This is a genomic window from Cupriavidus sp. GW822-FHT02D05, assembly GCF_058802485.1.
Map to the genome: position 1 here is coordinate 113,150 of NZ_JBXAOE010000024.1, position 12,135 is coordinate 125,284.

Sequence of the window (12,135 nt, forward strand, 5' to 3'; positions counted from 1 at the left end):
GGCCCACGGATATCCAGGATATCGAAGGCTCATCATGATCGAATCTGCATTGCTTACCCACATTCTCATTGCCGCCGGCATGGGGCTGGCCGGCGCCGTCGTCTTTGCGGCGATCGGCCTGATCTCCGGCACCGATGAAACCACCACGCTGGCGCCGCTGACGCTGCTGGTGGTGTTGCTGGGCGTGCCGCCCGAGGGGGTCTTCACGTTCTTCCTTGCCGGCGCCGTCGCCAAGCACATGACCCACGCCATCCCGACCGCGCTGCTCGGCATCCCCGGCGACACGATGGCCACGCCGCTGCTGCAGGACGCCAACCATCTGCGCAACCTGGGCGTGCCGCATATCGCGCTGCGCAAGATGATCTCGGGCGCCCTCATCGCGGCGTTTATCGCCGTGCCGCTGGCGGTGCTCTTCGCCGTCCTGCTCGCGCCGTTCGGCTCGGCGATCACCAAGGCCGCGCCGTGGATCTTCGTGGTGGCCGCCGTGATCATCGCCTACAGCTCCGCCGGCAGGTGGGCCTCGGTGGCCACGCTGGTACCCTTTGTCGTGGTCATCGTGGCGTTGCAGACGCTGACGGCGAAGTTCGGTGTCAAGCTGAGCATCAGCTACTTCCTGGGCATTGCCATCGGCCCGCTCATTGCGGATCTCTTCTCCTCCATCTCCCCGGTGGATCGCCCGCGCATGCAGCGGGACCGCGTGCGCACGTTCGCGCTGGCGCCTGACGTCAAAGGCTGGTCGGGGTACTTCCCCAATCCGTTCAAGGTGCTAGATCGCAGCCAGGTGAAATGGACCGTGGCCACCGCCACCGTGTCGAGCGCGACGTTCGTGTTCAGCCCGGTCGCCATGACCGTGGTCCTCGGCGAGATCGTGGGGGCACGGGTCAAGCACGCCTATCACCGCCTGACCACCGTGCTCAGCGCACGCAATGGCATCACGGAAGCCACCTATATTGCCGAGGCCCTGATCCCGCTCATCGCCTTCGGCTTGCCGCTCAGCCCGGTTGCTGCCGGCCCCGCCGCGCCGCTGTTCAACGCGCCGCCCGTCTACACCGTGGACGCCGGCGCCGGCCAGACCCACAACCTGCACAACCTGCTGAACCACTGGGAGTTTCTCGGCTACGGGCTGCTGGCCGTGCTGCTAGCCGCGCTGGTGTCCTACCCGTTTGCCATGAACTACGCGCGCAGCGCCGCCCTGTTCGTGTCGCGCAAGGTGTCGCATGAAGCCATCATCGCCACCTTCGTCGGCCTGATCCTGGTCATCAGCGTCTGGGAAGGCCAGTTCCTTGGCCTGCTGGTCATCCTGACCATGGGCTTGCTGGGCGGGCTGCTCTCCAGGGCGATCGGCTTCAATACCGGCGTGCAGTTCATGGGCTACTACACCGCCGTGCTGACGGTGCCCGCGCTGCTCAAGCTGATCGGCTAGCCCTGAAGGACCAAAGGACCAACGGGCCAAGGCGGCGCGCCATGACGACGGCGGCCTCTGCCACCCGTCACTCGACGTGGATGCCGCCCTTCTTCACTACCTCGCCCCACCGCCCGGCCTCTTCCTTGATGAATGCCTGGAACTGGTCGGGCGTCCCGCCCACCGGGTCGATCCCGTACTCGATCAGGCGCGCCTTTACCTCCGGCTGGTGCAGCACCGCATCCATCTCGGCCGAGAGCTTTGCCAGCACCGGCCTGGGCGTCCTGGCGGGCGCGATCAGGCCGATCCAGCTGCTGGCCGTCACCGCCGGATAGCCTGCCTCGGCCATGGTCGGCACGTCGGGCGCGGCCGGCCAGCGCGTGGCGCTGGTGATCGCCAGCGCCTTGAGCTTGCCGGCTTTCACCTGCGGCATCATGGTCTGCACGGAATCGAAGATCATCGCCACCTGCCCGGAGAACAGGTCCGGCAACGCCGGCGACACGCCCTTATAGGGCACGTGGGTCATCTTGATGCCGACCGCTTGCGAGAACAGCTCGCCGGCCAGATGCGCGCCGGAGCCGTTGCCGCTGGAGGCGTAGGTCATCTTGTCGGGATTGGCCTTGCCCCAGGCCACCAGCGCCTTCACGCTGCCGGGCGGCAACTGGGCGCTGGACACCAGCAGCAGCGGGATGCGCCCGATCTGGCTGACGCCCGTGAGGTCCTTGACCGGGTCGTAGCTCATTTTGGGGTAGAGGCTGGGGTTGATGGCATGCGCGGCCACCACCACCAGCAGCGAGTAGCCGTCGGGCGCGGACTTGGCCACATTGTCAGAGCCGATCATGCCGTTGGCGCCGGGGCGGTTCTCGACCACCACGGGCTGGCCCAGGCGCTCGGCCAGCTTTTGCATGACCAGCCGCGTCACGGCGTCGGACACGCCGCCCGGGGTGTAGGGCACCACCACGCGCACGGGCTTTGACGGATACGGCGCCTCGGCGCGCGCCGTGGCGCTCTGGCCGCACGCCAGCGCGGCGGCGATCAGGCATGCGTTCATCCACAGGCCACGGGGACGGGGCTCCCTCTCCCACAAGTGGGAGAAGGGAGCAAACCGGCCATATCGCAGGTTTGTCAGCAAGCCGGGGGTCATGGGGTTTTTCATGTCTGCTCCATCAGGTCGGGATGGCTTCGGTCCGCCGTGCTTGCCTGGCGGCCGATGCCATGGAATGGCAGCCGCCGGCCTACGCCCAGTCTTGCGGCACCGTGAGCGGAAAATCGAGCAGCATTTGCGCGTAGCTCTTGCCGAGCGGGTCGGAGCGCAGGCTGGCCACGCCCCCGCCGCCCAGCGCGCGGTGCAGCAGGAAGTTAAGGGCGTGCAAGCCCGGCACCTCGAAGCATTCCACCTCGCCCTCGACCAGATGCGCAAAATACCCGCGCACCGCGGCCGGGGTGAGCTGCTCGCGCAGCAGTGGCAGATACGCTGGCTGGCGGGCGATCACGGCGATGTTCTCGTCGTCGCCCTTGTCGCCGCTGCGCGCATAGGCCAGCGTGACCAGCGGCACGGTGACGCGCGGCCCGCCGGGAATGGCGGGCGCCGGCACCACCGCCAGCGCGGCCGGCGCCGTCAGATCGCCCACGACGGCGGCGCAGGCAAGCGCCTGCGTCTGGCCGTCCAGCGCGACCTGCATCCGTACTTCCGCCTTCGGCACCAGGAAGGAGAACACCTTGACCACCGGCTGGATATCGACACGGCCGGCGAAGGATGACCGGGTGCCGGCGGCCATCGAGGTGCCCGCCGACGAGCCTTCGCGCTGCAGGAAGCGCAGCGCCTTGGCCTGCGCATGGCGCGCGCCGATGCGCAGCACCACCTCGCGAGTGGGCAGCACGCGGGCATGCGGGCCATATTGCGACTCGCAGCCGAGCAGTTCCACCACGGTGCTGCTGTAGTCCGCCAAGCCGTTGGCGGCCAGCATGGCGCGGGTGCGCGCCAGCAGCGCGTCGGCGGTGCGGCGGGCCTTGGCGGGTGCGTCGATACCGCGGATCGCCATCATCAGGCTGAGCTGGTAGCCGTCCTGCCAGGTGCCGTTGGCCTTGTAGCTCGCGCCGGGGGCGCGGCCACGGGCGCCATGCACGCGCACCTGCCCGGGGGCCAGCAACGCCGTGCGCACCATGCGGAAGTCGCAAGTGACGTCAGGCATCAGGTAGTTGCCGGGGTCACCCACCTCGTACAGGACCTGCTCCGCCACGGCCGCGGGATCGACCAGGCCGCCGGTGCCCTCGGGCTTGGAGAGCACGAAGCTGCCGTCCTGCGCGCAGTCGATCACCGGGTAGCCGATGCGGTCCCAGTCCGGCACGCGCTGCCAGTCGGTGAACAACCCGCCGGTGGCCTGCGCCCCGCACTCGATGACGTGGCCGGCCAGCGTGCCGGCGGCGAGCCGGTCCCAGTCGTGCCATTGCCAGCCGAACTCGTGTGCCAGCGCGCCGACCACCACCGCGCTATCGACGCAGCGGCCCGTGATGACGATATCGGCGCCCATCGCCAGCGCGCGGGCGATGCCTTGCGCGCCGGTGTAGGCGTTGGCGGACATCAGCTCGGCAGGCGGCGTGGCGCCGGTATGGAGATCGGTAAGGCCCGCGGCGCGCCAGCCCTCGAAGGCGGGCAATACATCGTCGCCGCTGACCACCGCCACCTTGGGTGCCAGCCCTTGCCGCGCGGCGGCGGCCATCACCGCGTCGCGGCAGGCCTGGGGGTTGAGGCCGCCGGCATTGGCAATCACGCGGATGCCGCGCGCCAGGATCTGGCCGAGGTGCGGCGCCATCGCGGCCTGCACGAAGTCCGTGGCGTAGCCCAGCGCGGGGTCCTTGGCGCGGGCGCGCGCCAGGATCGACATGGTGGTCTCGGCCAGGTAGTCGTAGACCAGGTATTGCAGGCCCGGAACGGCCAGCAGTTGCGGCGTGGCGATGGCGGAATCGCCCCAGAAGCCGGAAGCGCCGCCTATGCGCACGGTGCGTGCCGTATTGGGTGTGCCGTTTGTGGTGTTCATGCTTGCCCACCTGCGTCCACCTTCACCAGCAAACTACCCGCGCGCGCCTGCCCGCCCTCCCGGGCATGCAGCTGCGCGATCACGCCGTCGAACGGCGCGACGATGGCGTGCTCCATCTTCATGGCCTCCAGCACCACCAGCACCTGGCCCGCCTGCACCGGCTCGCCCGCTGCCGCCTTCACGGCCACGATGCGCGCGCTCAGCGGCGCCAGCAGCGCGCCGGCGCGCTCGGCGTCGCCGGGCTTGCGCTTTTTCTGGCGCGGGTCCAGGCGTGCGAAGCGCCATGCGCGGCCCGCGCTGAACAGATGCACGGCATCGCCCTCGGTGGCGAATACCAGCGGCAACGCCATGCCGTTGCATTCCACCAGCGCGCTGCCTTGCGCCTCGTCGGCGCGCAGCACGCGCACGCGGACGATCTCGGCGGACGTGCCATCGCCCTCACCCTCACCCTCGCCCCCGCGCACCACTACCTCCCAGCCTTGCGCGACGGCACGCAGATCCACGCGCCACTGTTGCTCTCCCGCCTGCAAGCCAAGGCTGCAACCCGGCGCCACCAGTGCGGGGCGCGCCGATGCCGCCAGCAGCCCGGCTGCTGCCAGCGCCGCGCAGGCCACCTGCGCCAGCGCTGGGCGCGTTGCGCGCAGTGCCGCCTGCATATGCGTGTCGACGAATCCTGTATGCACCTGGTTGACCGCAAAGGCCTCGTGCGCCAGGCAATCGGCAAGAAAGCCCTGGTTGCTGGCCACGCCCAGCAGCACCGTCTGCTCCACCGCGCGCAGCAGCTTGCGGCGTGCTTGCTCGCGGGTGGCGCCATGGGCCACCAGCTTGGCCACCATCGAATCGTAGTGAACCGGGATCTCCCCGCCCTCCTGCAGCGCATGATCCACCCGCACATCGTGCCCCGCGCCCGGTGCGCGCCAGCGCAGCACCGAGCCGCCTTGCGGCAGGAAGCCGGCGGCCACGTCCTCGGCGGTCAACCGCACCTCGATGGCGTGGCCGCGCAGCGCGACCTGCTCCTGCGTGACCGGCAGCGGCTCGCCCGCTGCCACGCGCAGCTGCCACTCGACCAGGTCAAAGCCGGTGATGGCTTCGGTCACGGCGTGCTCCACCTGCAGGCGCGTGTTCATTTCCATGAAGTAGAAATTGCCGTCGCCATCGAGCAGGAACTCCATGGTGCCCGCGCCCACGTAGCCAATGGCCTGCGCAGCGCGCACCGCCGCGTCGCCCATGCGGGCCCGCAGCGCGGGCGATACCGCCGGGGACGGCGCCTCCTCGACCACCTTCTGATGGCGGCGCTGCACCGAGCAGTCGCGCTCGCCCAGGTGGATCACATGGCCGTGCGTATCGGCAAAGACCTGGATCTCCACATGGCGCGGCGCGATCACCGCGCGCTCCAGGATCAGCTGGCCGGAGCCGAAGGCGGCCGTAGCCTCGGAACGGGCGCTTGCCAGCGCGCCGGGCAAGGCATGGGCGTCGTGCACCAGGCGCATGCCGCGTCCGCCGCCGCCGGCCGCGGCCTTCACCATCAGCGGAAAGCCGATGGGCGCGGCGGCCTGCAGTAGCGCGGCATCATCCTGCGCCTCGCCCTGGTAGCCGGGGATGCAGGGCATGTCCGCGGCCAGCATCAGGCGCTTGGCCTCGGCCTTGTTGCCCATGGCGCGGATGGCGGTGGCAGGCGGGCCGACGAAGACCAGGCCCGCCTGCGCCACCGCGCCGGCGAACTCTGCGTTCTCCGCCAGGAAGCCGTAGCCGGGATGCACCGCATCCGCGCCGCTGCGGCGCGCCGCCTCGATGATGGCGGCGATGTTCAGGTAGGACGCGCGCGGCGCGGCGTCGCCGATGCGCACCGCCCGGTCGGCGTACGCCACGTGCGGGCCATGGCGATCGGCCTCGGAGTAGACCGCCACGGTGGCAAGGCCAAGGCGGCGCGCCGTGCGCATGATGCGCATGGCGATCTCGCCGCGATTGGCGACGAGCAAAGTGTGGAAGGGTCGGCTGGTAGCGGACATGAGGCGTCTCGGGATGCGGAGTATCTGGATAAGGTTGTGTGCGTTCAGCCCTGCGTGGCCTGCGCCGCGCGCACGGCGGCGGCGTCAAAGCGCACCACCCACGCGGCATCGCGCTTGTCGCGAAAAGCCTGAATGCCTTCAGCGCCTTCGCTGCGCATGCATTGGGCGAACAGGTACGAGGCTTCGTCCAGCAAGGCGCCCTGCGCAACCTGTCCGGCGCGCGCCACCAGCGGCTTGAAGGCGCGGTTGGCTTGCGGCCCGCAGCGGCAGATGCGCGTGAGCCACTCGGCCAGCAACGCATCGAGGGCGGCGCTGTCCTCGGCCAACGCATCGGCCAGCCCCAGCGCCACCGCCGTGTCGCCGTTGACGCGCTCGCCGGACAAGCCGAGGCGCCGCGTGGCCGCCGCGCCGATGCGCGCCACCACGAAGGGCGCGATCTGCGCGGCAATGATGCCCAGCGACGTTTCCGACAGAGCAAAGCGCGCGTCGCGCGTGGCCAGCACGATATCGGCGGCGCAGCTCAGTCCCATGCCGCCGCCCATGGCCGCGCCCTCCACCGCCGCCACCACGGGCACGGGGAGCGCTGCCAGGCGCTGCATGAAGTAGCCGAACTCGCGGTTGCGGCTCGCCACCGGATCCTGCGGCGCATCGCCCGCGTCCAGCCTTGCCTTGAAATTGCCGACGTTGCCGCCTGCGCAGAAGACGCCGCCGGCGCCGCGCAGCACCAGCGCACGCACCGTGATGTCGGTCTCGGCGCGCTCCACGGCGCGCGCCAGCGCGGCGACCACTTCCGGCGCTAGCGCGTTGCGCGTGGCGGGCACGTTGAGGGTGACGAACAGCACGCCCTGGGCGTCACGCACGATCACGACGTGGGCGTCATTGGCGAAATTGCCGGCATCTGTATTGACTGCGTTGGTCATGGCTGGAGAGATGAGAAGACTTGGAACAGCAGGCGATGGCGGGTGGTCAGCCTTTTGTCATCAGCCCCATCTGCTTGGCGATCACGGTCAGCATCACCTCGTCGGCGCCGCCGCCGATGGAGCCGAGCCGGAAATCGCGATACGCGCGCGAGGCATGGTTGTCCCACGTGTAGCCCATGCCGCCCTGGAACTGCATGCACCAGTCGGCCACCTCGCGCGACAGCCGCCCGGCCTTGAGCTTGGCCATGGACGCCAGCTCCACCACGTCGCCGCCGTCGATGTAGGTCCTGGTCGCCATGTAGACCAGCGCGCGCAGGGCCTCCATTTCGGTCTTGAGCTCGGCCAGCTTGAACTGGATGAATTGGTTGTCCAGCAAGGGCTTGCCAAAGGCGATGCGCTGGCGCAGGTAGTCGGCGGTTTCCTCGATCAGCGCGTTGCAGGCGAGCCGGCGCGCCGCGCCATTCAGGCGTTCTTCCTGGAACTGCTTCATCTGGTAGATAAAGCCCATGCCCTCTTCGCCGATGCGGTTGCGCACCGGCACCCGCACTTCGTCAAAGAAGATCTGCGCGGTGTCCGAGCACCACATGCCGAACTTCTTGATCTTCTGCACCTCGACGCCGGGGGTGCGCTTGCCGCCTTGCTTGAGCGGCACGATGATCAGCGACTTGTTCTTGTGCACCGGGCCATCGGAGGTATTGCACAACAGGCAGATCCAGTCAGCCTGGGTGCCGTTGGTGATCCACATCTTTGAGCCGCTGATCACGTAGTCGTCGCCATCGCGGCGCGCGCGGGTCTTGAGCGATGCCACATCGGAGCCGGCACCGGCCTCCGACACGCCGATCGCCGCCACCGCCTCGCCGGCGATGGCCGGGGCCAGGAACTCGCGCTTGAGCGCATCGGAGCCGAAGGCCGTCAGCGCCGGCGTAGCCATGTCGGTCTGCACGCCCACCGCCATGCCGATGCCTTGCGCATGCACATAGCCCAGGGCCTCGGCAGCCGCCACCGCGTAGGAGAAGTCGAGGCCAAGGCCGCCGTACTCCACCGGCTTGGTGATGCCAAGAAAGCCGAGCTCGCCCATCTGCTTGAACAACGCGTGCGCGGGGAAGATCTCCGCGGCTTCCCACTCGTCGACATGCGGATCGATCTCGGCCGACACGAAGCGGCGGATGCTGTCCATGATGTTGCGATGGTCTTCGGTGTATAGCATGTGGGAGGTCTCCGGTTTTCTTGTCAGTGTGTTCGCGGCGCGGCGATCAGAACCGCGCCACGCCAAATTGCATGGCACGCGGCGCGCGCGCTTCGGCCTCGCGGGCGGTAGCCAGCACGAAGGCCAGCACGGCGCGGGTGTCGCGCGGGTCGATCACGCCGTCGTCCAGCAACAGCCCGCTGGTGACGAAGGCGCTGGCCTGGCGCTCGAAGTTGGCGACGATCTCGCCGGTCTGCTGCGCCAGGCGCGCTTCGTCCACCGCCACGCCCTTGCGCTCGGCCTGCTGGCGCGCCACGATCTCCAGCGTCATGGCAGCCTGCTCGCCGCCCATCACCGCGGTGCGCGCGTTGGGCCACGAGAAGCAAAAGCGCGGGCGAAAGCCCCGGCCGCACATGCCAAAGTTGCCCGCGCCAAACGATGCGCCACAGTGGATCGTGACCTGCGGCACCGTGGAGTTCGACAGCGCCTGGATCATCTTGGCGCCATGCTTGATCATGCCGGCTTCTTCCGAGGCGCGGCCGACGATAAAGCCGGTGGTGTTCTGCAGGAACACGATCGGCGTGCCGCTCTGGTTGCAGGCCTGGATAAACTGCGCGGCCTTGGTCGCGCCCGCCGGGTCGATCGGGCCGTTATTGCTGATAAAGCCCACGGCATGGCCCTCGATGCGGCCACGGCCGCAGACGGTGGCCGTGCCATAGTCCGGCTTGAACGCAAGCCACGCGGAGTCGTCGGTGAGGCGGCCGATGATCTCCAGCATGTCCACGGGCTTCTTCACATCCAGCGTCATCACGCCATCGAGCTCGCCCGCGTCCAGCCGCGGCGGCTGCGCCGGCTGGGGCTGGCGCGGCGCCACGGCCGGCCAGTCCAGGCTGGCCACCACGTCGCGCGCCAGCGCGATGGCATGCTCGTCGTCCTCGGCCAGGAATTCCGCCAGGCCGCTGACGGTGGCGTGCAGGTCGGCGCCGCCAAGCGCCTCGTCGGTGGCGATCTCGCCGGTGGCGGCCTTGAGCAGCGGCGGCCCGGCCAGGAAGGCACGGGCGCGGCCGCGCACCATCACCACGTAGTCGGACAAGCCCGGCATATAAGCCCCACCCGCGGTGGACGAGCCGTGCACCACGGTGATCACCGGCAGCCCGGCAGCGGACAGGCGCGCCAGGTTGTAGAAGATGCCGCCGCCGCGCACGAACTTGTCTACGCGGTACTTGCGCAGGTTGGCGCCGGCCGACTCCACCAGGTGGATGAACGGCAGGCGGTTTTCCAGGGCGATCTCCTGGCAGCGCATCAGCTTGAGGTTGCCGCCCTCGGTCATGGCGCCGGCATCGATGCCGGAATCGGTCGCCACCACCATCGCGCGCACGCCCTGGACAAAGCCGATGCCGGCCACCAGCGAGCCGCCGGGGATGGAGGTGTCGTGATCGGGATCATCCATGCCGTAGCCCGCCAGGTTGGCGATCGGCAAGAAAGCGGTAGCGGGATCCAGCAAGCGCGCCAGGCGCTCGCGCGGCAGCAACGCACCACGCCTGGCGAAGGACGGGCGGGCACGTTCGGAAGCGGCAACGGCGCGCTGCTCCAGCGCGCGCAGCCGCTCGATCAGGGCTTGCATGCCAGCACGCTGGCTGGCAAAGGCGGGACTGGCGGGATCGATCCGGGACTCGATGGGAAGCATGGCGCTGGGCATTGGACAAGGAATGCATCGATTCCAAACCACCCGCGGTGGCACGACAAGCGCAACATGGTGATTTGTGCATAATGTGCACAAACTCGTCTTTGATGCACCTCCGGATGCTGCCTGTGCCCGCCCTGCCTACGCCCTCGTCCCCGCCCTCCCCGCCCTCCCCGCCGTCTCCGCCGTCTCCAGCCATCCCCGGCGTCCAGAGCCTGGACCGCGCGTTTACCCTGCTCTGCCTGCTGGCCGAACACCACGAGTCAGGCCTGACCCTGCCGCAACTGGTGGCACAAACCGGCATCGACCGCACCACGGCCCACCGCATGCTGCGCTACCTCACCCACGCGGGATTCGCCGTGCAGGACGAGCCGGGCAAGCGCTTCCGGCTGGGCATGGCAGCCATGGCGCTGGGCCTGCGCACCATGAACCGCTCGCCACTGGCCAGCGCCTGCGCCACGCGCATGAAAGCGCTGGCGCGCAAGACCGGCGATACGGTGTTCCTGATCGTGCGCATCGGCGACCATGGTTACTGCATGCACGCCGAGGAAGGCAGCCACCGCGTACAGCATTTCCATCTGCTCAACGGGAGCACCCGCCTGCTGGGCCAGGGAACTGCCAGCATGGCGCTGCTGGCCAAGCTCGACGATGAGGAGATCGTCGCGCACTATGAACGGCATCGGGCTGAGTACGAGGGGAGCGGACTTAGCCTGCTCAAGCTGCAGCGCGGTGTGGAGCGCAGTCGCAAGCTGGGATATGCGCTGGCTGGCGCGGGGGGCGTGGCGGGGGTGGGGTATGCGTTTGCGTTGCCTTTTGCCGGGGAAGCGGCGATCAGTATTGTGTCTACGGCTTCGCGGATGCCGGTGGCTCGGCGGCATGAGATTGGGGGGATGATTAGGGGGGTGTTTGGGTGAGTTTTGGTTTTTGGGGGGGTGTCGCTGTTTATTTCGTCGGCGTTGGCATCTTGCACCCACGAGCCATACGACATCGCTCTGCTGGGTTGGTCGCTGTTTCTTTGTACGGCGTTGGTTTTTGGACCCAAGGGCCGTACGACATCGCCCTTGCTTGGTTGGTTGCTGTTTCTTTGAGCGGCGATGGTTTTTGGACCCAAGGGCCATACGACATCCCCCTGCGGGGGCTGCCGGTCACTCTTCTTTGCGTCGGCAAAGAAGACTAACGAGAAGAAAGCCGACCCTGCCGGGAGCAGAGCAATAAGGCTGTTTTTGCCTCGGTGGTTGCGTCGTACGGCCCGGAGTGTTGGCTAGCGTGTTCTACCGGCCCGAAGGGCATCGTTTTTGCATGACCCATGGGTTACGTCGTGCGGCCCCTGACCTCGTTTGCGGTGCCCGTTCCCACATCTGCCGTTCGCGGGGCGAAGTGCTGCGCCGTTTCGGGTGTGGCCGGTTTCGTGGTTTTGTCTCGGAGGACGAGCGCGGTGAGGTGCAAGCGCGGGGACCTCGCGGACGGGCCACGGTGCCCACCACGAAACCAGAGGAGTTCATAGCAAGGTGCCGCTCGCGCCGGTACGGCGGGGCATCAAATACCCTGGCGCCCGCCGCCAGAGACAAAACCACGAAACCACCAAGGCAGGCAGGATCGTGGTGCTGCGCACCGCGAACGGCAGATGCCCGAACGCGCACCGAGCAAAGCGATCAGGGGCTCCACCACGTGACCATTGGGTCATGCATTTTCGATGCCCTTCAAGCCGGTATGGCAAAGGCCAGCCAACACTACGGGCCGTACGACGCAACCACAGCCCCACATAAGCCTCATTGCTCTGCCCCCGGCAGGGTCGGCTTTCTTCTCGTTAGTCTTCTTTGAGGGTGGAGACAAAACAAAGAAAGACCTATTCTTCCTAAACTGAACATGGAGATGCAGTCATGGGGAAGATGGGAA

8 protein-coding genes are annotated in these 12,135 nt (G+C 68.2%); 2 read left to right on the plus strand and 6 right to left on the minus strand.

All coding sequences use genetic code 11. The features are described from left to right. The first annotated feature begins 34 nt into the window (after window positions 1-34). Entirely contained in the window at window positions 35-1,423 is a 1,389-nt protein-coding gene (locus tag AC1RQK_RS28395) for a tripartite tricarboxylate transporter permease (RefSeq protein WP_492812536.1), read from the plus strand. Window positions 1,424-1,490: 67 nt separating this feature from the next. On the opposite strand, the gene AC1RQK_RS28400 is transcribed toward AC1RQK_RS28395, so the two are convergent. The 6 genes from AC1RQK_RS28400 to AC1RQK_RS28425 form a co-directional block, all read right to left on the minus strand. Continuing rightward, a complete protein-coding gene (locus tag AC1RQK_RS28400; RefSeq protein WP_492812550.1) occupies window positions 1,491-2,453 on the minus strand; it encodes a tripartite tricarboxylate transporter substrate binding protein in 963 nt (320 codons plus the stop codon). 184 nt (window positions 2,454-2,637) lie between these two features. Further along, window positions 2,638-4,440 carry an acyclic terpene utilization AtuA family protein gene (locus AC1RQK_RS28405; RefSeq protein WP_492812538.1) on the minus strand — a complete coding sequence of 601 codons (1,803 nt, stop codon included), beginning with the start codon at window positions 4,438-4,440 and terminating at the stop codon, window positions 2,638-2,640. After that, on the minus strand, window positions 4,437-6,449 hold the full coding sequence (locus AC1RQK_RS28410) for an acetyl/propionyl/methylcrotonyl-CoA carboxylase subunit alpha (protein ID WP_492812540.1): 2,013 nt from the start codon (window positions 6,447-6,449) through the stop codon (window positions 4,437-4,439). Before AC1RQK_RS28410 ends, AC1RQK_RS28405 begins: the two co-directional genes overlap by 4 nt. A gap of 44 nt (window positions 6,450-6,493) precedes the next feature. Continuing rightward, window positions 6,494-7,369: an enoyl-CoA hydratase/isomerase family protein gene (locus tag AC1RQK_RS28415; protein ID WP_492812542.1), complete on the minus strand. Its 876-nt coding sequence runs from the start codon at window positions 7,367-7,369 to the stop codon at window positions 6,494-6,496. Window positions 7,370-7,415: 46 nt separating this feature from the next. Further along, the gene (locus AC1RQK_RS28420) at window positions 7,416-8,576 is read right to left on the minus strand and encodes an acyl-CoA dehydrogenase family protein (protein ID WP_492812544.1); all 1,161 of its coding nucleotides are present in this window, start codon (window positions 8,574-8,576) and stop codon (window positions 7,416-7,418) included. Window positions 8,577-8,622: 46 nt separating this feature from the next. Further along, complete coding sequence (locus AC1RQK_RS28425) at window positions 8,623-10,242, minus strand: acyl-CoA carboxylase subunit beta (protein ID WP_492812546.1); 1,620 nt, start codon at window positions 10,240-10,242, stop codon at window positions 8,623-8,625. Window positions 10,243-10,367: 125 nt separating this feature from the next. On the opposite strand from AC1RQK_RS28425, the gene AC1RQK_RS28430 reads away from it, so the two are divergent. Beyond that, window positions 10,368-11,153: an IclR family transcriptional regulator gene (locus AC1RQK_RS28430; protein WP_492812548.1), complete on the plus strand. Its 786-nt coding sequence runs from the start codon at window positions 10,368-10,370 to the stop codon at window positions 11,151-11,153. Window positions 11,154-12,135: the final 982 nt, after the last annotated feature.